General features: G+C 75.9%; 19 protein-coding genes. 13 read left to right on the forward strand and 6 right to left on the reverse strand.

Annotation, left to right across the window (positions count from 1 at the left end; genetic code table 11):
• Positions 1 to 106 precede the first annotated feature (106 nt).
• Entirely contained in the window at positions 107 to 988 is an 882-nt protein-coding gene (locus ACFC0B_RS33605) for a DUF3027 domain-containing protein (protein WP_376094636.1), read from the reverse strand.
• Between the two features lie 602 nt (positions 989 to 1,590).
• On the opposite strand from ACFC0B_RS33605, the gene ACFC0B_RS33610 reads away from it, so the two are divergent.
• The 4 genes from ACFC0B_RS33610 to ACFC0B_RS33625 all read left to right on the forward strand — a co-directional run bounded on the left by ACFC0B_RS33610 (position 1,591) and on the right by ACFC0B_RS33625 (position 5,211).
• On the forward strand, positions 1,591 to 2,982 hold the full coding sequence (locus tag ACFC0B_RS33610; protein WP_376094810.1) for an MFS transporter: 1,392 nt from the start codon (positions 1,591 to 1,593) through the stop codon (positions 2,980 to 2,982).
• A gap of 76 nt (positions 2,983 to 3,058) precedes the next feature.
• Positions 3,059 to 3,592 (forward strand): hypothetical protein, encoded by a 534-nt coding sequence (locus ACFC0B_RS33615; protein ID WP_376094639.1) that lies wholly within the window; start codon positions 3,059 to 3,061, stop codon positions 3,590 to 3,592.
• A 10-nt stretch (positions 3,593 to 3,602) separates the two neighbouring features.
• Entirely contained in the window at positions 3,603 to 4,373 is a 771-nt protein-coding gene (locus tag ACFC0B_RS33620) for a futalosine hydrolase (protein ID WP_376094642.1), read from the forward strand.
• Positions 4,366 to 5,211 (forward strand): 1,4-dihydroxy-6-naphthoate synthase, encoded by an 846-nt coding sequence (locus tag ACFC0B_RS33625; protein ID WP_376094645.1) that lies wholly within the window; start codon positions 4,366 to 4,368, stop codon positions 5,209 to 5,211. The genes ACFC0B_RS33620 and ACFC0B_RS33625 overlap by 8 nt, the downstream gene beginning before the upstream one ends.
• A 15-nt stretch (positions 5,212 to 5,226) precedes the next feature.
• Here the strand turns inward: ACFC0B_RS33625 and ACFC0B_RS33630 are convergent, their stop codons facing one another.
• Complete coding sequence (locus tag ACFC0B_RS33630) at positions 5,227 to 5,610, reverse strand: cold-shock protein (RefSeq protein ID WP_350541364.1); 384 nt, start codon at positions 5,608 to 5,610, stop codon at positions 5,227 to 5,229.
• Between the two features lie 491 nt (positions 5,611 to 6,101).
• Here ACFC0B_RS33630 and ACFC0B_RS33635 point away from each other — a divergent pair, with 491 nt between their 5' ends.
• Complete coding sequence (locus tag ACFC0B_RS33635; RefSeq protein WP_376094649.1) at positions 6,102 to 6,338, forward strand: hypothetical protein; 237 nt, start codon at positions 6,102 to 6,104, stop codon at positions 6,336 to 6,338.
• A gap of 60 nt (positions 6,339 to 6,398) precedes the next feature.
• On the opposite strand, the gene ACFC0B_RS33640 is transcribed toward ACFC0B_RS33635, so the two are convergent.
• A complete protein-coding gene (locus ACFC0B_RS33640; protein ID WP_376094652.1) occupies positions 6,399 to 7,031 on the reverse strand; it encodes an HAD family hydrolase in 633 nt (210 codons plus the stop codon).
• Between the two features lie 101 nt (positions 7,032 to 7,132).
• Here ACFC0B_RS33640 and ACFC0B_RS33645 point away from each other — a divergent pair, with 101 nt between their 5' ends.
• Genes ACFC0B_RS33645 through ACFC0B_RS33660 form a run of 4 tightly spaced genes read left to right on the forward strand, consistent with a single transcriptional unit; the run spans position 7,133 to position 11,201 of the window.
• Positions 7,133 to 8,161, forward strand: a complete 1,029-nt coding sequence (locus ACFC0B_RS33645; protein ID WP_376094655.1) for a FecCD family ABC transporter permease — start codon at positions 7,133 to 7,135, stop codon at positions 8,159 to 8,161.
• Positions 8,158 to 9,210 carry a FecCD family ABC transporter permease gene (locus tag ACFC0B_RS33650; protein ID WP_376094658.1) on the forward strand — a complete coding sequence of 351 codons (1,053 nt, stop codon included), beginning with the start codon at positions 8,158 to 8,160 and terminating at the stop codon, positions 9,208 to 9,210. Before ACFC0B_RS33645 ends, ACFC0B_RS33650 begins: the two co-directional genes overlap by 4 nt.
• A 15-nt stretch (positions 9,211 to 9,225) precedes the next feature.
• The gene (locus ACFC0B_RS33655; RefSeq protein ID WP_376094661.1) at positions 9,226 to 10,131 is read left to right on the forward strand and encodes an ABC transporter ATP-binding protein; all 906 of its coding nucleotides are present in this window, start codon (positions 9,226 to 9,228) and stop codon (positions 10,129 to 10,131) included.
• Positions 10,132 to 10,187: 56 nt separating this feature from the next.
• Entirely contained in the window at positions 10,188 to 11,201 is a 1,014-nt protein-coding gene (locus ACFC0B_RS33660) for an ABC transporter substrate-binding protein (RefSeq protein WP_376094664.1), read from the forward strand.
• A gap of 20 nt (positions 11,202 to 11,221) precedes the next feature.
• Here the strand turns inward: ACFC0B_RS33660 and ACFC0B_RS33665 are convergent, their stop codons facing one another.
• From ACFC0B_RS33665 to ACFC0B_RS33675, 3 genes are all read right to left on the reverse strand, one after another.
• The gene (locus tag ACFC0B_RS33665; protein ID WP_376094667.1) at positions 11,222 to 12,778 is read right to left on the reverse strand and encodes a protein kinase; all 1,557 of its coding nucleotides are present in this window, start codon (positions 12,776 to 12,778) and stop codon (positions 11,222 to 11,224) included.
• A gap of 453 nt (positions 12,779 to 13,231) precedes the next feature.
• On the reverse strand, positions 13,232 to 14,428 hold the full coding sequence (locus tag ACFC0B_RS33670; protein ID WP_376094670.1) for a hypothetical protein: 1,197 nt from the start codon (positions 14,426 to 14,428) through the stop codon (positions 13,232 to 13,234).
• The gene (locus tag ACFC0B_RS33675) at positions 14,425 to 15,183 is read right to left on the reverse strand and encodes an RNA polymerase sigma factor (RefSeq protein WP_376094813.1); all 759 of its coding nucleotides are present in this window, start codon (positions 15,181 to 15,183) and stop codon (positions 14,425 to 14,427) included. The genes ACFC0B_RS33670 and ACFC0B_RS33675 overlap by 4 nt, the downstream gene beginning before the upstream one ends.
• 406 nt (positions 15,184 to 15,589) lie before the next feature.
• Between ACFC0B_RS33675 and ACFC0B_RS33680 the strand changes: the two genes are divergently transcribed.
• From ACFC0B_RS33680 to ACFC0B_RS33695, 4 genes are all read left to right on the forward strand, one after another.
• Positions 15,590 to 16,285, forward strand: coding sequence for a hypothetical protein (locus ACFC0B_RS33680; RefSeq protein WP_376094673.1), 696 nt, complete (start codon positions 15,590 to 15,592; stop codon positions 16,283 to 16,285).
• Between the two features lie 157 nt (positions 16,286 to 16,442).
• Entirely contained in the window at positions 16,443 to 17,183 is a 741-nt protein-coding gene (locus tag ACFC0B_RS33685) for a tyrosine-protein phosphatase (RefSeq protein ID WP_376094676.1), read from the forward strand.
• A gap of 28 nt (positions 17,184 to 17,211) precedes the next feature.
• Positions 17,212 to 17,661, forward strand: coding sequence for a GNAT family N-acetyltransferase (locus ACFC0B_RS33690; RefSeq protein ID WP_376094679.1), 450 nt, complete (start codon positions 17,212 to 17,214; stop codon positions 17,659 to 17,661).
• Between the two features lie 41 nt (positions 17,662 to 17,702).
• A complete protein-coding gene (locus tag ACFC0B_RS33695; protein WP_376094682.1) occupies positions 17,703 to 18,410 on the forward strand; it encodes a class I SAM-dependent DNA methyltransferase in 708 nt (235 codons plus the stop codon).
• Positions 18,411 to 18,450: the final 40 nt, after the last annotated feature.

The following is an 18,450-nucleotide window of genomic DNA, read 5'->3' on the forward strand; positions in this document are numbered from 1 at the left end:
GGAGGACTGCCCCGGACCATGCCCCCGGCGGCGGCACGCCCGCGGGGCGGCGAACGGCGCCGGCCCGCCCCACGGGGTGGGACGGGCCGGCGGCGGACGGCGGTGCTCAGGAGTGGCCGAGCTCCTCGGTGGGCGCGTCCGGCTCCACCGAGCCGGAGAGCCGGTCCGGGTGCAGCGGCAGCGGCTCGACCACCAGCTCGTCCAGGATCAGCTCGGCGGGCGCCGGCGGGGCCGGGATGACGGCCGCCTCGGAGTGCCCGCCGCAGCCGTACGCGAAGGAGACGATCTGGCCGTCGGCCGGGCCGAACTCGTTGCCGCAGATGCCGAAGGCCTGGCCGAGCGTGCCGCCGATCGGGATCAGGAAGCCGCAGCTGACGCAGGAGGCCGGGGCGGATTGCGCCATCGGCGTCTGCGGGCCGTGCGCCTTCTCCCAGCGGTCGGCGGCCAGGTGCATGCCGAGCCGGGAGAGCACCCGGCTGCGGCCCATGCCCAGCTCGTCGGCGACGGCGCTGATCTGGGCGCGCACCGGCGCCGGCTGGATGTCCGGGTCGGAGACCAGCACGTCCTCCTGCGCGGCCTGGGCCACCGCGGAGTTCGGCGCGGGCTCGTCCTCGCCGGTCCAGCCCGGCTCCAGGCGCACGTCGTCGGCGTCGGTGGGGAGCAGGTCCCCGGGGCCCATGTCGCCCGGGCGCAGTCGCTCGCTCCACGGCACCCACTGCGGGGCCAGGATGGCGTCGGCGCCGGGCAGCAGCACGACCTCGTCCAGCGTCACGTTCTTGGCGCGCGGGGCGCGGGCCACGGTGACGGCCCAGTGCCAGCCGCGGTAGGCCGCGTCCAGGCACGCGAAGGTGTGGGTGACGACACGGTCGGCCTCGGCCTGGACACCCAGGTGCGCTCCGACGGTCTCGGCGCCGACGGCGTCCTCGGCGGCCTGACGGGCGAGTTCGACGGCCTCGGCACAGAGCCGATCAGGGGTACGGCTTCGCATCGCAGCACTCACGGCGTCGATTCTCTCCCAGTTCTTCTGTCGCCCACGGCGAGTTGCCTGTTCCGTCGCGGCTCGATTTCCCTCGTCCATTCTGCGCGACCGCGGGCCGCCGCGGATACCGGCCGCGCCGCTCGTCAGGTCCGCCGGCGCCGGTCGGGCCGTCGGGCGGACCCTGGGCAGGCTACCCGTCGGTCGGCCACCCGGCACAGTCCGGGGCGTCCGGAGCTGCTCAGGGACGTCCTGAACGGGAACGCCGGACGTCGGCCGCGCGGCGCGGAGCGGAATCCCGCGTTGTCGTCACGATTCTGGGGCAGGATGGGCTTGTGGCGGACGAGAACCCGTCGCAGCACGCACTGCGCGCCTCGCAGTCCGGCAGCCCCGACGAGGTGAACGCCGTGCCGCGACAGCAGCCTCCGGTCCACGCCGCGGACGAACCGCGGGCGGTGGACCCCTCGCCACTGCCCGCCGACGAGCCCGCGGAGGCGCTCGAAACGATCGATGCGGCCGAACCCGCCGAACCCGCCGAACCCACCGGGGCGGTCGAAGCGGTCGACGGGGAGGAGGCGGTCGACGAGGAGGAGGACGGCCCGCGCCGGCACTTCCTGGTCCGCACCGCCTCCGCGGCCGGCTCCCGCACCGGCAAGGTGGTGCACGGCACCGGCCGCCGGATCCGCCGGGCCACCGCCGCCGAGGGCGCCGGCGAGTCGGGCCTGGCCAAGCTCATCGAGCTGCACGCGCTGAACTCCTTCGGCGACATGCTGATCACCGTGGCGCTCGCCTCCACCATCTTCTTCTCGGTGCCCACCGGCGAGGCCCGCGGCCGGGTGGCGCTCTACCTGCTGGTCACCATGGCGCCGTTCGCGCTACTGGCCCCGGTGATCGGCCCGATGCTGGACCGCCTGCCGCACGGCCGCCGGGCCGCGATGGCGATCTCGATGCTGGCCCGCGCGGTGCTCGCCTGGACGATGGCCGGCGTGGTGGCCGGCGGCGGGCTGGCGCTCTACCCGGAGGCGCTCGGCGTGCTGGTCGCCTCCAAGGCGTACGGGGTGGTGCGCAGCGTCGTGGTGCCCCGGCTGCTGCCCAGCCGGCTCTCCCTGGTGAAGGCGAACTCCCGGGTGACCCTGGCCGGACTGCTGGCCACCATGGTCGCGGCCGGCGTGGGCGGACTGCTCCACCTCATCGGGCCGGGCTGGCCGCTGCGCGGCGCCTTCCTGGTGTTCGTGGCGGGCACCCTGATGGCCTTCCACCTGCCGCACGCGGTGGACTCCGCCAAGGGCGAGCAGCGCGCCGTGCTGCACGCCGAGGAGCACCCGCCGGGCCACCACCACGGCGTGCTGCACGGCCGCGGCGACGCCGGGTCCGCCGAGCCGGCGCCCGCCGGGCAGCGGCCCAGGGCCTCGCTGCGCACCGTCGGCCCGTCGGTGATCCTGGCGCTGCGCGCGATGGCGGCGATGCGCTGGCTGGTCGGCTTCCTGGTGCTGTTCCTGGCGTTCCTGCTCCGCGACGAACCGGTCGGCGGCCTGCAGCCGACCCTCGCGCTCGGCCTGGTGGCGCTGGCCGCCGGGACGGGCAACGCGCTCGGCTCGGTGCTCGGCTCCTGGCTGCGCCCCCGCGGCCCGGAGGTGACGGTCACCGCGATGCTGCTGCTGGCCGGCTGCGCGACGGCCGCCGCCGCGCTCTGGTACGGCACGGTGACGGTGGTGGCGGTCGCCGGGACGGCCGGGCTGGCGGCCTCGCTGGGGAAGCTGTCGCTGGACGCGCTGATCCAGCGGGACGTCCCCGAGGCGGTGCGCACCTCCGCCTTCGCCCGCTCGGAGACGGCGCTCCAGCTGTCCTGGGTGGCGGGCGGCGCGGTCGGCATCCTGCTGCCGCTGAACGGCGCGCTGGGGCTGTCGGTGGCCGCCGCCGTGGTCGGCGCGGTGCTGCTCTGGACGCTCCGCTCGCTGCTGCGGGTGGGGGTGCGCCACCGCGCGGCCGCGCCCCGGGTCGCCTAGGGGCGCGCCGTTCCGGGGGCAACACGTTGCCGACCCGCGCGTAGCGTGATCGCGAAAGCCCGGTAGCCTCTGACGCATGAGCCTCAGCACCCGCGCAGTCGCCGGCCTCGGCGCCGTCGTCGTCATCGCCGCCGGCACGGTCGGCGGGTCCATCGCCTACGCGTCGAACCAGACCGAGATCAGCGACCACCGCGCCACCCTGGTGGTGGGCAACTCGTCGCAGGCCCGCGACCCGTTCTGCTTCAACGAGGGCAAGCCGCTGACCGACCAGCAGCAGGAGGAGTGCCAGGACAAGGCCGGCAAGGCCCTGGAGGACGGCACCCTCCCCTCGTCCGACGTGGTCGTCAGCGACCGGATCGCCATCGGCGTCAGCCCGGAGGTGGCGGACCGCGGCTGGTGGGCCAACACCAACGGCGGCCAGCAGGGCCAGGGCGGCCGGTTCATCCTGGCCTCGGCGGCGCGCAACGCGACCTTCTCGGGCTCCGTTCCGGCCGGCAAGGCGCTCAACTCCTCCGGCAAGACCCTGGTCACCGTGGTCGAGACCGACCCGAAGGCGCCGGACTCGATCTACGCCGTGTGGTACTTCCAGCTGAACACCCAGGACAGCTGACGGTCGTCCGGTGACGGTACGACTCCCCGACGAGCAGTCGGGCCCCGCGCGGGCCCGGCTGCTCGTCGTCGTCGCGGTGCCGGCCGAGGCCGACGCCGTGCTGCGCGGCCTGGGCGCCTCCCCGCAGGCCTCCCCGGCCTCCGCCCCGGAGCGGGTGGCGCTGCCGGGCGGCGCGCTGGACCGGGTCGCCCACCCCTCGGGCGTGACGGTGGACGTGCTGGCCGGCGGGGTCGGCCCGGGCGCGGCGGCCGCCGCCGCGGCCACCGCGCTCACCGCCGCCCGCTACGACCTGGTGCTCTCGGCCGGGATCGCCGGCGGCTTCGCCCCCCGGGCGCCGATCGGCGCGACCGTGGTCGCCACCGGGATCGTCGCCGCCGATCTGGGCGCCGAGACCCCCGAGGGCTTCGCCGACGTCACCGAGCTGGGCTTCGGGACCGTCCGGCACACCCCGGCGCCGGCCGCCGCGGCGCTGGCCGCCGAAGCCCTGGGCGCGGTCGCCGGGACGGTGCTGACCGTCTCCACGGTGACCGGCAGCGCCGAGCGCGCCGCCGCCCTGGCCGCCCGCCACCCCGACGCGGTGGCCGAGGCGATGGAGGGCTTCGGGGTCGCCGAGGCCGCCGCCCGGCACGGCGTGCCGTCCTTCGAGCTGCGGACCGTCTCCAACGCCGTGGGCCCGCGCGACCGGTCTGCCTGGCGGATCGGCGAGGCGCTGGCCGCGCTGGAGCGCGCCTTCGCCCTCCTGCCCCACCCCGCGCTAGTGAAGGAGGCCGGCCGTGGCTGAACGGCTGAGCATCGCGTACTCGCCCTGCCCGAACGACACCTTCGTCTTCCACGCCTGGTCGCACGGCCTGGTCCCGGGTGCGGACGCCCCCGAGGTCACCTTCGCCGACATCGACGTCACCAACGGCCTGGCCGAGCGCGGCGAGCTGGACGTCCTCAAGGTCAGCTACGCCGCCCTGCCGTGGGTGCTGGACGAGTACACCCTGTTGCCCTGCGGCGGCGCGCTCGGCCGCGGCTGCGGACCGCTGGTGCTGACCCGCCCGGAGAACGGCGACGACCTGAGCGGGAAGACCGTGGCCGTCCCCTCCGAGCGGTCCACCGCCTACCTGCTGTTCCGGCTCTGGGCGGCGCGCGCGGTGCCCGGCGGCCTGGGCGAGATCGTGGTGCTGCCGTTCCACGAGATCATGCCCGCCGTCCGGGACGGCCGGGTGGACGCCGGCCTGGTCATCCACGAGGCCCGGTTCACCTATCGGAACTACGGCCTGCGCTGCCTCGCCGACATGGGCGAGGCCTGGGAGCGGGAGACCGGCCTGCCGATCCCGCTGGGCGCGATCATCGCCCGGCGCTCGCTGGGCGCGGAGCGGCTGCGGGCGCTCGGCGAGGCGATCCGCGGCTCCGTCCGGCAGGCCTGGGACGACCCGGAGGCCAGTCGCGGGTACGTGCTGGAGCACGCCCAGGAGATGGACCCGGACGTCGCGGACCAGCACATCGCCCTGTACGTGAACGAGTTCACCGCGGACCTCGGCGAGGAGGGGTGCGCGGCCGTGCGCGCGCTGCTCACCCGGGCCGCCGCGGAGGGGCTGGTGCCGCCGCTCGGCCCGGGTGCGCTGGACTTCTGAGCCCCGCCGGGGGCGCTACACGTCGAACTGGTCGGCCACCCCGCGCAGCAACACGGCGAGCTTCTGCCCGGCCGGCTTGGCCGGGTAGCGGCCGTGCTGCAGCCCCGGCAGCACGGCGTCCATCATCGTGATGAGGTCCTGGACGAGCGCCGCCATGTCGTCCGGGCTCTTGCGCTGGGCGGCGGCCACCGACGGCAGCGCGTCCAGCAGCTGGACCTGCATCGCCTGGTCGCCGCGGTGCCCGGCGACCACGCCGAACTCGACCCGCTGGCCCGGCTTCAGCGACGTGATCCCGGCGGGCAGCGCCTTGGTGTGGACGAAGACGTCGCCGCCGTCGTCGCGCGACAGGAAGCCGAAGCCCTTCGTCTCGTTGAACCACTTGACCTGGCCGGTGGGCATCTCGAACAGTCCTCGATGTGGGTGTGAGGGATCCCGGACCTGGCCGGGGATCACTGGGTGGTGGGAGAGCGGGCCGGCCCGGGGGGACACGCCCGTGGGGCGCGCACGGTCAGCACACTGTAAGGAGCAGACTAACGGTCCGTCACTGTCTCATCCGCGTTCCGCACAAGATCCGTACGGAGCTCCGACGGCCGCCGGCGACCCGGGACCGGCATGGCCGGGGCGCGGCTCGGCGCTGTCCACAGGCACGCACCCCCGGTCGGAGAGAAACGGGGCGCACTGATCGCACCCCTCGGCACAGCCTGCATACCCCCGCCCAGCAGGGATCAAAACTCCCAGCGCCCGGAAAACTGCGCAACGTGACGGGCCGCTCGTCCGCGAAGCGCTCGCCGGCGCCCCGCGCGGCACCGCGCGGGAACGGCCCCCGGCGCCCTCTGCGAGACTGGGACGGCAGCCGCACCCGCCGTCCCCGCCGCAGAGGAGCAAGCCCCGTGAGCAGCCAGAGCGCCGACCGCGGCGACGCCTACGTCAAGGCCGGAGCGATCGTCTTCGGGCTCGGCGCGCTCGCCACGCTCGTCACCTTCGTCCCGCTGTTCCTGCACCTGACGCCGCTGCCCACGGCCGCGTACTGGCTGAGCATGCTGATGCCGCTGGGCTTCCTGCTCGCCCTCACCGGCCTGCTGCTCTCCGCGCGGGCCCAGCGCCGCCGGACCCGCGCGAACGCCTGACGCGAACGCCTGACGCGCAGGCGGCACGCGCGGGCCGCACGCGCACGCCCGGCCGAACGCCTACCCGCTCGCGGCGAGGTGCCCGGCCAGCCAGGCCGGGAAGGCGGTGAGGTCGGCCAGCACCACGTCCGCGCCCGCCGCCCGCAGCTCCCCGGCGCCGTACGGGCCGGTGGCCACCGCCACCGCGACGGCGCCCGCGCGCCGGGCGCCCCGGATGTCGCCGAGGTGGTCGCCGACGTAGACGGTGGCGCCGTGCTCGCGCAGCGCGTCCCCCTTGGTCTCCGCCCAGAGGTCGCCGGCCACCGCGTCCGCCCGCAGGCCCGCGTGCTCCAGGTGGAGCCGGGCGTTCGGCTCGTACTTGCCGGTGATCACCGCGACCCGGCCGCCGTGCGCGCGGACCGCGTCCAGGGCGGCGTGCGCGCCGGGCAGCGGGACGGTCGGCGCGAAGGCGTGGTCCCGGTAGAGCGTGCGGTAGCGGTGCACGACCGCCTCCAGCCGCTCCTCCGGGAACCAGTTGCGCAGCTCGTCGAGGAGCGGCGGCCCGAGCCGGGTCACCACCAGGTCGGCGTCGATGGCGGTCCCGGTCTCGGCCGACAGCGCCAGGTAGGTGGCCCTGATGCCGGGCCGGGTGTCCAGCAGCGTCATGTCGAGGTCGAAACCGACGGTGAGCGGGGCGTCCGAGGTCGCAGGCATGCCGCCAGGCTATCCAACGGGCCGGGCCGACCAGGAGGAACGATTTGCCCGGGCTTCGGCGCGGAACTTAGGTTTGCCTGAGCTATCTGCGAGAGAGAGCCATGACCGACACCACCACGCCCGGCAGAGTCCGCCTGCTGCGCCGCCGCATCCTGTGGCTCGCCGCCGCGCTGGCCGTGCTGGCCGCCGCGGTGCTGCTGAGCCTGGCGGTCGGCAGCCGGAACATCCCGTTCGGCGACACCCTCGACGCCCTGCTGCACGGCGGGGACTCCACCAACGCCGTCGTGATCCGCGAACTGCGGGTGCCCCGTACGGTCGTCGGCCTCGCGGTCGGCGCGGCGCTCGGCATGGCCGGCACCGTCATGCAGGGCATCACCCGCAACCCGATCGCCGACCCCGGCATCCTCGGCGTCAGCCAGGGCGCGGCGGCCGGCGTGGTGCTGGCGATCTCCGCGTTCGGGATCTCCACGCTCACCGGGTACGTCTGGTTCGGCTTCGCCGGCGCCGTGATCGCCACCGTGGTGGTGTACGGGCTGGCCGGGCGCGGCCGCGGCGGGGCGACGCCGGTGAAGCTGGCGCTGGCCGGATCGGCGGTGTCCGCGTTCATCGCCTCGCTCAACACCCTGGTGCTCACCACCGACGCGGCCGCCATGGACCAGTTCCGGTTCTGGCACGTCGGCTCGCTCTCCGGCCGCACCGCGGACGTCGCCTGGCAGCTGCTGCCGTTCCTGGCCGTCGGCACGGTGCTGGTGTTCGCGGTGGCGCGCGGGCTGGACGCGCTGGCGCTCGGCGACGACACCGCCAAGGGGCTCGGCGCCAAGACCGGGCTGGTGCGGGCCGTCGGCGCGCTCGGCGCCACCGTGCTGACCGGCTCGGCGGTCGCGGCGGCCGGACCGGTCGCCTTCGTCGGCCTCGCCGTGCCGCACGCCGCGCGCGCCGTGGCCGGCGCCGACCACCGCTGGGTGCTCGTGCTCTCCGCCGTGCTCGGCCCGGCGCTGCTGCTGCTCGCCGACACCCTCGGCCGGGTGCTGTTCCCGCCCTCCGAGGTGCCGGCCGGGGTGATGACCGCACTGGTCGGCGTGCCGGTGCTGGTCGCCCTGGTGCGGCGCCGGAAGGTGGTGGCGGCATGACGGCCCCGACGGTCCCGCTGCGCGGCTACACCGTGGTGCGCGCCCGGGGCGCCTCCTTCCTGCTGCACCGGCGCTCGGCCTGGGCGGCGCTCGGCCTGCTGGTGGCGCTGGCCGCCACCGCCGTCGCCTCGCTCTGCCTGGGCGAGTCCGCCGTGGCGCCCGGCGAGGTGCTCAAGGTGGTGTTCGGGCAGCCGAGCCCGCACGAGCTGGTGGTCGGCGAGTTCCGGCTGCCCCGGGTGGTGGTCGGCCTGCTGGTCGGCACCGCGCTCGGGCTGGCCGGGGCGCTGATCCAGACCGTCGCCCGCAATCCGCTGGCCAGTCCGGACGTGGTCGGCGTCTCCTGGGGCGCCACCGCGACCGTGGTCGGCCTGCTGGCCTACGGCGTGGTCGGCTCCACCGGCCAGGTGCCGTACGCGGCCGTCGCGGGAGGGCTGGCGGCGGGCCTGCTGGTCTATCTGCTGGCCTGGCGGCGCGGGCTGCACGCCCAGCGCTTCGTGCTGATCGGCATCGGCATCTCGGTCGCGCTCTCCTCACTGACCTCGGTGTTCCTCACCAAGGGCGACGGCTTCCAGGCGCAGGCCGCCAAGGTGTGGATGACCGGCAGCCTGAACGGCTCCGGCTACGACCAGGCCGGCTGGCTCGCCTGGGTGCTGCTGGCCGCCCTGCCGGTGGCGCTGTGGGCGGCCCGGGCGCAGCGCTCGATCTCCTTCGACGACGCCACCGCCGTCGGCCTCGGGCTGCGGCTGAACCGGATCCGGCTGGGCATGGCGCTGCTCGGCGTCGTGCTCGCCTCCTGCGCGGCGGGCGCGGCCGGGCCGGTGGACTTCGTCGCGCTGATGGCCCCGCAGATCGCCGTCCGGCTGGCCCGCTCGGCGCAGATCCCGCTGCTCTGCTCGGCGCTCACCGGCGCGCTGGTCGTCGTACTGGCCGACCTGCTCGCCCGCCGGCTGCTGGCGCCCACCGAGCTGCCGGTCGGCGTGGTGACCGGGCTGGTCGGCGCGCCGTACCTGATGTGGCTGCTGATCCGCTCCCGCCGTGGAGGTTCCTGAGTCGTGGAGGTCCCGATGCCCGCCGACGCCGAGTCCGTCCGCACCGAACCCGTCCGCACCGAGCCCGTCGGCACCGAATCCGTCCGCACCGGGGCCGATTCCGCCGCCGACCGGGCGGCCGCCCACCGCCTGGAGGCGCGGGACCTGACCCTCGCCTACGAGGCGCGCACCGTCGCCGAGAAGCTCTCGCTGCGGATCCCGGACGGGAAGGTCACGGTGATCGTCGGCCCGAACGCCTGCGGCAAGTCCACCCTGCTGCGCGCGCTGGGCCGGCTGCTCAAGCCGGTCCGCGGCGCGGTGCTGCTGGACGGCGAGGAGTTGGCGCGCGTCCCCACCAAGCGGATCGCCCGGCGGATCGGGCTGCTGCCGCAGTCGCCGAGCGCCCCCGAGGGCATCGCGGTGGCCGACCTGGTGGCACGCGGCCGCCAGCCGCACCAGAGCTGGTGGCAGCAGTGGTCGGCGGAGGACGAGACGGCGGTCGCGGAGGCGCTGGAGCGCACCTCGACGGCCGAGCTGGCCGAGCGCGGTGTGGACGAGCTGTCCGGCGGGCAGCGGCAGCGGGTCTGGATCGCGATGGCGCTGGCCCAGGGCACCGACATCCTGCTGCTCGACGAGCCGACCACCTTCCTGGACATCGCGCACCAGGTCGAGGTGCTGGACCTGGTGCGCCGGCTGAACGTGGAGCGCGGGCGGACCGTCGTCGCGGTGCTGCACGACCTCAACCAGGCGGCCCGGTACGCGGACCACCTGGTGGCGATGCGGGACGGGCGGATCGTCGCCGAGGGCCCGCCGGCCGAGGTGGTGACGGCGGAGCTGGTGCGGGAGGTGTTCGGGCTGGAGTCGGTGGTGGTGCCGGACCCGGTGACCGGGACGCCGCTGGTGGTGCCGGGCGCGCCGTGGGCGGCCGCTGCGGACGCGTAGCGACGTTTTATGCGCTGATTACGCACCAATTCGGACATAATCGACGGACTGCGCTCATGTTCTCCCCGCCGTCCGAGGTGCCGATGCCCCCGCTCACCCGCCGCACCCTGCTGGCCTCGCTCGGCGGGCTCGGCGGCGCCGCGCTCACCGGCTGCACCACCACCCGTCGCGCCGCGTCCCCGCCGGCCGGCCCCGCGGCCGCCGCGACGCCCTCCCCCACCCCGCTGCCGGAGGTCACCGTGGCCACCGCCACCGGCCCGGTCACCGTGCCCGGCGCGCCGATGCGGGTGGTCGCCCTGGACACCGCCGAACTGGACTCCGCGCTCACCCTCGGCATCACCCCGGTCGGCGCCGCCCGGCCCGCGGCGGACCGGGCCTTCCCCGACTACTGGCCCGCCTCCCGGCTCGCCCGGACCGCCTACGTCGGCCCGGTCGGCGACCCGGACCTCGCCGCGGTCCGCGCCCTGCGGCCCGACCTCATCCTCTCCAACCAGACCCGCGACGGCGACCGCTACGAGGAGCTGCGGGCGATCGCCCCGACCGTCCTCACCCAGACCACCGGCGCGCCCTGGAAGGCCAACGTCCAGACCCACGCCCAGGCGCTGAGCCGGCAGGACGCGGCGGCGGCGTTCGCGGCCTCCTACCAGCGGCACGTCAGCCAGGTGGTGACCGCGCTGGCGAACGCCAGGGCGGGCGGGCGGAAGGTCAGCCTGCTCCGCTTCGTGGAGGGCGGCGGCATCCGGCAGTACGCCCGGCAGACCTTCCCGGGCTCCGTGCTCGCCGACGCCGGCCTCGGCCGGCCGGACGCCCAGAACACCGACCAGGCCGACCAGGAGCTCCCGCCCGAGCAGCTCGCCAGGGCCGACGGCGACCTGCTCCTCTACGCCGGCTACGGCGACCCGGACCGCAACGGCCTCAACGCCGTCCTGGCGAGCCCCGGCTGGCAGTCCCTGGAGGCCGTCAAGGCGCACCGCGCCTTCCCCGTCGACGACCAGCTGTGGTTCCAGGGCATCGGCTACACCGGCGCCAACTACGTCCTCGAACAGCTCCAGCGCTTCCTCGGCGGCTGAGCCGCCGTCCCCCGGTCCGCTCAGTCCTCCTCGTCGACGGCGGCGTTGAGGGAGGTGATCAGGGCGGAGAGGCGGGAGTTCCAGTTCTGGTAGGTGGCGCCGTCGATGGCGTGCTTCTTGGCGAGGTCGCGGACGGTCCGCTGGGCGCCCTTCAACGTGGCCGCGGCGTCGTCGGGCTGACCCTCGTTGAGGCGGGCGGTGGCCTCGTCGAGGGTGCGCAGCAGGTCGATCTGGCGGCCGCGGTCCTTCTCCACCTGGGTCTGCGCGATGCTCTGCCGCAGGGCGTTGATCTGGACCAGCGGGGCCGGGTTGTGCGGGGCCGGGGTGGTGGCGGGAGCCGTCGGGGTCGGACGGGCGGACGGGGTGGTGGCGCTCGGGGTGGGCGTCGGCGTCGGGGTCGCGGCGGGCGTGGACGCCGGGGCGGCCAGAGCGGTCGCGGTGGGGCGGGTGGACGGCGCGGCGGCGGGGGTGACCGGGTCGTCGAAGGCGCTGAGCGCGAGCACCGCGGCGCCGGCGACACCGGCCAGGCCGAGGGCGCCGAGCACGATCGGCTTGCGGCGGCTCTCGCGCTCGGGCTCCGGCATCGGCGGCCGGGCCGCCGGGATCGGCGCCATCACCGAGGTGGGGGCCGGGGCCGCGAACGGCACCGCCTGGGGCGGCAGGAGGGTGGTGTGCCGCTGGTCCGGCGGGGCGGCGGTGGGGAAGGCGGGCGGCAGCGGGGCGGCGGCGAGCAGTTCGCCGGTCGGGTCGGCGGGCACCAGCCCCGGTACGCAGGCCAGCAGTTCGGCCCGCGCCGCGGCGGCGTCCGCCGGACGCTCCGCCGGGTGCTTGGCGAGCAGTCGCAGCACCACCGCGTCCAGCACGGGCGGCAGTCCGGGACGCCGGGCGGAGGGCGGCGCCGGCAGTTCCCCGACGTGCTTGTAGGCGATCGCCACCGGCGTCTCGGCCGTGAACGGCGGCGCGCCGGTGAGCATTTCGGTCAGCACGCAGCCGACCGCGTACAGGTCGGTGCGGCCGTCCAGCGGGCTCGCGGTGGCCTGCTCGGGCGACAGGTACGCGGCGGTGCCGAGCACCGAGGCGGTCTGGGTGAGGTTGTGCGAGGAGCCCGCCCGGGCGATGCCGAAGTCGACGACCTTCACCCCGCCGTCATCGGTGATCATGATGTTGCCGGGCTTGATGTCCCGGTGCACCAGGCCCGCCGCGTGCGCGTGCGCCAGCCCCTCGCAGACCGCGGCCGCGATCCCGACCGCCTGCTCGACCGGCAGGCCCGGCCGCTGGGCCAGCAGCGCGGCCAGCGAGCGGCCCTGCACCAGCTCCATCACGATGTACGGCGAGCCCTGGTCCACCCCGGAGTCGAAGACCATGACGATCCTCGGGTGGACCAGCATCGCGGCGTGCTGCGCCTCGCGGCCGAACCGCTCGGCGAACCTCGGGTCGTCGGCGAGGCCCCCGTTGAGGACCTTGACGGCCACCTGACGGCCCAGCACGTGGTCCACCCCGCGCCAGACCGTGGCCATGCCGCCGACGCCGAGTATCTCGACGAGTTCGTAGCGCCCGTTCAGCGCGCGTCCGATCACCTGGAACCGCTCCCCTCAGAAGCCCTGCCCGGGGTCCCGGACCGCCTCGTGCACCTGTGCACGATAGCCCCCGGCGGCGATCGGCAGCCGGGCGCCGGCGGCTTCCCGGGAAGGGGGGCGGCCGGGGAACCGGGCAGCGGATCCCCGACCGCCGGCTCGTGGGTCGTCCCTCGACGACGGTTCACGATCGGTCCGGTCCGGACTGGTCGAGCGGGGTGCCGGCCCGCCCTGACTGCGGGCGGGCGGGCCGGCGGGTTCCGGTCCGTCCGGACCGGCGGGCGCGTTCCGGGGTGCGCCTGCCGGTCCGGACGGGGCCGGCCGGGTGGACGGGCGGCACGGGGGAGCCGGCCGGCCACTCGGGGTCCTGCGGTTACTGCGGTGGTGCGGGTGGTGCGGTCCGGATGGGCGACGGGCCCGGGGGGATTCGCTCGCCGCCCATCCGGAGATCGTGGGTCACCTCGTGTTGCCCGAGGCGGCGTCGTCGGGCTTGTCGGCGCGGTCGGTCCCCGGCTGCCCCGGCAGGGCCGGCGTGACCGCCGCGGGCGGTGCGGACAGTGCGGTGCCGGCGGGCTTCGGCGTCCGGTCGGCGCTGCCGCCGCCGTTGTTGCCGGAGCCGTTCGAACCCTGGCCGTTGGAGCCCTGGCCGTTGGAGCCCTGACCGTTGGAGCCCTGGCCGTTCGAACCCTGTCCGTTGCCGCCGGAACCACCGGTGCCCCGGCCGTTGCCGCCACCGCCGCCCCCGGAGGCCGCGGCGCCGGAGCGGGTGGGTGCCGGACCGCCCTGGTGGTCGCCGTCGCCACCGTCGCGGAGCAGCCGGGCGCAGTAGTCCTCCACCTTGTCCGTCCCGCCGGCCTCGCCGACCAGCCCGCCGAACTGCGGATCGGTGACCAGCGTGCGCGGGCGCTCGCCCTTGCCCGCCCGGTCGGAGAACGCCTTGCAGAGCGCCGCGTGGGCCGCCGGGTTCGACGGACCGCGCCCGTCCCCCGGCGTGGCGGCGGGCGGCTGCGGCGCGGTCGGCCGGTTCGCCGAGGCGGACGGACCGGTGGTGGCCGGGCCGCCCGACGGGCCGGCGGAGGTTCCACCGGTCGGAGCGGCGGTGATCGGCCGGTCCGACGAGCCGCCGGCCGACGGGGTTCCGGAGCGGCTCTCCGTAGCGCTCGCCGGAGCGGACGACACGGGGGCGACCACGTGCCGCTTCGGCTCGTCCGAGCGGCCGCCCAGCGCCGGGGGGAGGTTGCCCGTCCCGGCCGCGACCGCGACCCCGCCGAGCGCGGTGGCGCCGAGCACGACGACGGCGGCCTTCGTGCTGAAGGCCCTCGTCAGCGCGGCGGTTGCCATCGATCGTCTCCGGACGGGTGCGGGTGCGGCGGGTACGGCGGGAGCAGGTGCGAGACGGGCCTCCCGGAACGCGGCCAGGGCCGCCTCCTCCCCGGCCAGTTCGCCCCGCGCCGCCGGCGCCGCGGCGGCGGCGAGCACCCGGGCGACCCGCTGCTCCGGCCCGTCGCCGGGCCGGAGGGGTCCCGTGTGCCCGGTGCTGCCGTCCGGGCCGGTGAGCGAGGCGTCCCGCCCGGCCGACGGTCCGCCCACGGCACCGGCGAGCAGCTGCTCGGCGGTGTCACGGTCGATCCGGCGGGATCGGTTGGTGCTCATCTCATGTCCTTCAGCGTCGCGGCCCGGCGTTCTGTCACACCCTGCGGAGAATTTTTTCTCCCGGCTCGTCCGAGCCCCTTCCGGACCGTCCCGCCGGCGGTCGGCCCCCCGGCCCGACCGCCGGCCTGACCGCCGGCCGAACCGTCCGTCGGACCACCGTCCCGGCCCGAGCGCGCGGCCGGGATCCCGGCTCCGGCCGCGCCCGCCGGGAAGGACTGCTCCAGCAGCTTGGCGAGCCGCTTCAGCCCGCGGTGCGCGGCCATCCGGACGGTGCCCGAGCGCTTGCCGAGCACCTGGGCGGCGCTCTCCGCGTCCAGGCCCATCACCACCCTCAGCAGCACAGCCTCGGCCTGGTCCCGGGGCAGCCGGGAGATCAGCGCCAGCGCGTCCGAGGTGCCGACGGAGGCGAGCGCCGCCCCGGCGGTGTCGTCGCCGCCGGCCAGCCCGGCCAGGTGCTCGAAGGGCAGGTCGGTGACCGGTCGGCGGCGGCGGGCCCGCAGGTGGTCCAGCGCCCGGTTGCGCGCGACGGTCGCCGCCCAGCCGCGGAAGCCGTCGCCGTCACCGGTGAAGGAGCCGAGGTCCCGGGCGATCTGCAGCCACGCCTCGGACGCGATGTCCTCGGCGTCCTGGGCGTCCTCGGGCCGGCCGCCGACCAGGGCCCGCAGGTAGCGGAGCAGACCCGGCTGGACGGTCCTGAACAGCAGCCGGAAGGCCTCCTCGTCCCCGCCCTGAGCGGCCCGGACCGCCTCGGTCAGCTCGACGGGGGTGGTGCCCTCGCCCGTGGGCGGGCCGGGTGGCGGGCCTGACGTCGGGCCCGGTCCGGACCGGCCGACGGCGCTGTCGGTGCCCGCTCCGGGGCGTTCTGCACTCTGCACCCGCCACATCATCCGCCATCCGGGCGAACGCCCCGTTCGGGCGGGCCCGGACGGCCGCCCCGCCCCCCCGTCCGCCGTCCGGCTCGTGGGGGACCGGGCGCGGGCCCTACGGCAAAGCGCCTTCAGGTCGAAGGTCCTGAGACCTTCTGGCCTTCGTCTGCGGTATAAAAATCGACTTATCGCCTATGTTGTAGGTGAACGATTCGTTCCGGCCCTCGCCCGTGCGCCCCCACCGCTTCCGCGCACCCCGGGCGCCGCCGGCTGCTCCCCCACCCCCAGGAACGCCATGACCCCCGCCGCCCACGAGCTCTTCGAGCGCGGCCTGCGCGACCACCTCGCGCCCGCCCTCCGCCTCCTGGGCCTCACCGGCTGGCGGCGGAGCTTCAGCCTCCCCGACCCGACCCACTGGGCCCTGCTGGGCGTGGTCGAGCACCGCGCCGACGGCCGGCTCCGCTACACCTTCGGCCTCAGCCTGGTCCGCCGGAGCGACTGGACCGCCGCGGCCCTCCCCGGCCCGCGCCCGGACCCGCGCGCCGTCTACGGCATCGAGTCCTGGCGGGCCCGGATCGGCGACCTGCTGCCGGTCTGCGCGGACGTCTGGTGGGAGGTGCTGCCCGGCCCGCGCTGGCGGGTCGCCCTGGACGACTCGGTGGCCGCCGTCCGCCACTACGGGCTGCCCGAGCTGCGCCGCCGGGCCGAACGGGAGCGCGGCGGGGCGACCGGCGAGACCTACCTCTCCCGCGCCGAGCTGGAGCAGGTCAACGCCGCCCTGCTGGCCGTCCCGGTCGCCCGGATCCAGCGCGCCGAACTGGTCGACGGCGCGCTCGTCCTCACCGGCGCCTGGACGCGGGCGGACGCGGCCGCCCGCACGGTGCTGCGCGGCGTCGCCCACGGCTTCCTCTCCGCCGAGGACGAGCTCTTCGCCGTCGTGCGCTGCGCGGACACCCTCGGCCGGCCGCTCTGGGACTTCACCCGCCCGTAGCGCGCTCCCGCGACTCGACGGCACCGTCACGGCGCACACCGCCGCCGAGGCCCCCACCCCACTGATCATCCGAACATCTGAGGAACCATCCCGCCGCACCGGAAGTCCACATAACGAGGGGGTAACGGGACCTCCTCGTCGAGGAAACGGGGAACGAATGAGCCGGGCCGACGCGCGAGCCACCACCACCGAGGACCGCACCCTGGTCTGGGACGGCTGCCTCAACGTCCGCGACCTGGGCGGACTGCGCACCGCCACCGGCGCCCGCACCACCCGTGGAGCGATCGCCCGCGCCGACAACCTGGACCGCCTCACCGCCGAGGGCTGGGACGCCCTCCTCGACCACGGCGTGCGCACCGTCGTCGACCTGCGCGACATCGAGGAGTACAAGCCCCTCCTGCCGCTCCCCGAGGACGTCGAACTCATCCGCGTCCCGCTGGACGAACTCGCCGGCCCCGCCTGGTGGCAGGACTACGGCCACCTCGACGGCACCCCGCTGGCCCTGCGCCCCTACCTCGACCACTGCCCGCACGCCGCCGCCGAGCTGATCACCACGATCGCCGGCGCCCGCCCCGGCGGCCTGGTCGTCCACTGCGGCGCCGGCCGCGACCGCACCGGCCTCGCCGCCCTCCTGCTGCTCGCCCTCGCCGACGTCACCCCCGCCGAGATCGTCGCCGACTACCTCCTGAGCGCCCCCAACGTCCGCCCCCTCTACGGCATGCTCGGCCTCCCCGACCCGTACCGCCGCATCGACGCCGCCCTCGCCGAAGCCGGCACCACCGCCGAAGCCGCCGTCACCGCCACCCTCGCCGGCTTCACCCCCGCCCCCTACCTGCTCGCCGCCGGCGTCGCCCCCGCCGACCTCGCCGCCGTCCGGGCCCGCCTGCTCCCCTCCTGAGCGGTCCGCGCCCTGGCAGACTCCGGGCGTGATCCTCCGAACCGCCACCCGCCGGGACCTGCCCGCCGTCATCGCCCTGCTCACCGACGAGGAGGGGGTGACCGATCCCGCCTCCGTCGAGGTCGGCGAGGCGTACGCCCGGGCCTTCGCCGCCATCGACGCCGACCCGCGCAACGAGATGCTGGTGCTCGACGAGGGGGACGGGACGGTGCTCGGGTGCCTCCAGATGACCTACGTCCCGGGGCTCGGGCGGGGCGGTGCGGAGCGCGCGCTGGTGGAGGGGGTCCGGGTGCGGGCGGACCGGCGGGGTTCCGGGCTGGGGCGGGAGTTGATGGGGCGGGCGATCGAGCGGGCCCGTGAGCGGGGGTGCACGCTCGTCCAGCTGACCAGCCACAAGCGGCGGTCCGGGGCGCACCGGTTCTACGCCTCGCTCGGCTTCGACCGCAGCCACGACGGGTTCAAGCTGACGCTCCGATAATCGTTCGCGGTCGGCCGGGCCGGCCCCCAATACTGCCGGGCATGGTGGACTTCTCCGACTTCGACACCCGCAACTACCCCACCGTGGACGTCCGGACCGGCTACGCCGGCTGGGTCGACACCTACGAGCAGACCGTCGAGGACGCGATGGACCTCGCCGTCCTCGAACAACTCGCCCTCCCCGCCTGGCCGGAGGTCCGCCGGGCCGCCGACCTCGGCTGCGGCACCGGCCGGACGGGCACCTGGCTGCGCGGCCGGGCCGCCGCGGGGCTGGTGCTGGACGGCGTGGACCTCACGCCCGAGATGCTGGCGCGCGCCGAGGAGCGCGGCGCCCACGACAGCCTCGCCGAGGGGGACGTCGCCGCCACCGGGCTCGCCGCCGGCGCCTACGACCTGGTGATCTCCTCGCTGATCGACGAGCACCTCGCCGACCTCGGCCCGTACTACCGCGAGGCCTTCCGGCTGGCCCGCCCGGGCGGGCGCTGCGTCCTGGTCGGCCTGCACCCGTACTTCATCATGGCGGCCGGCATGCCGACCCACTTCACCGGCGCGGACGGCGCGGACGTCGCCATCACCACCCACGTCCACCTGGTCTCCGACCACCTCACGGCCGGACTGGCGGCGGGCTGGACGCTGGTGGAGATGCGGGAGGCGGTGGTGGACGAGGGGTGGATCGCGCTCAAGCCGAAGTGGGAGAAGTACCGCAGCCACCCGGTCTCGGCGGCGTACGTGTGGGAGAAGCGGGGCTGACGGGCGACCAGTTCCACTTAGCGTCAACCAAAGGTTGACG

Source organism: Kitasatospora sp. NPDC056184 (genome assembly GCF_042268405.1).
GTDB lineage: Bacteria > Actinomycetota > Actinomycetes > Streptomycetales > Streptomycetaceae > Kitasatospora.

Excerpts from the sequence above, each read along its gene's own strand:
- ACFC0B_RS33630 (WP_350541364.1), bottom strand. The coding sequence starts at position 5,610 with ATGCCCACCGGCCAGGTCAAGTGGTTCAACGAGACGAAGGGCTTCGGC.
- ACFC0B_RS33615 (WP_376094639.1), top strand. The coding sequence starts at position 3,059 with ATGAGCCTCAGCACCCGCGCAGTCGCCGGCCTCGGCGCCGTCGTCGTC.
- ACFC0B_RS33650 (WP_376094658.1), top strand. The coding sequence starts at position 8,158 with ATGACGGCCCCGACGGTCCCGCTGCGCGGCTACACCGTGGTGCGCGCC.
- ACFC0B_RS33685 (WP_376094676.1), top strand. The coding sequence starts at position 16,443 with ATGAGCCGGGCCGACGCGCGAGCCACCACCACCGAGGACCGCACCCTG.
- ACFC0B_RS33695 (WP_376094682.1), top strand. The coding sequence starts at position 17,703 with ATGGTGGACTTCTCCGACTTCGACACCCGCAACTACCCCACCGTGGAC.
- ACFC0B_RS33640 (WP_376094652.1), bottom strand. The coding sequence starts at position 7,031 with ATGCCTGCGACCTCGGACGCCCCGCTCACCGTCGGTTTCGACCTCGAC.
- ACFC0B_RS33605 (WP_376094636.1), bottom strand. The coding sequence starts at position 988 with ATGCGAAGCCGTACCCCTGATCGGCTCTGTGCCGAGGCCGTCGAACTC.
- ACFC0B_RS33645 (WP_376094655.1), top strand. The coding sequence starts at position 7,133 with ATGACCGACACCACCACGCCCGGCAGAGTCCGCCTGCTGCGCCGCCGC.
- ACFC0B_RS33680 (WP_376094673.1), top strand. The coding sequence starts at position 15,590 with ATGACCCCCGCCGCCCACGAGCTCTTCGAGCGCGGCCTGCGCGACCAC.
- ACFC0B_RS33660 (WP_376094664.1), top strand. The coding sequence starts at position 10,188 with ATGTTCTCCCCGCCGTCCGAGGTGCCGATGCCCCCGCTCACCCGCCGC.
- ACFC0B_RS33670 (WP_376094670.1), bottom strand. The coding sequence starts at position 14,428 with ATGAGCACCAACCGATCCCGCCGGATCGACCGTGACACCGCCGAGCAG.
- ACFC0B_RS33655 (WP_376094661.1), top strand. The coding sequence starts at position 9,226 with ATGCCCGCCGACGCCGAGTCCGTCCGCACCGAACCCGTCCGCACCGAG.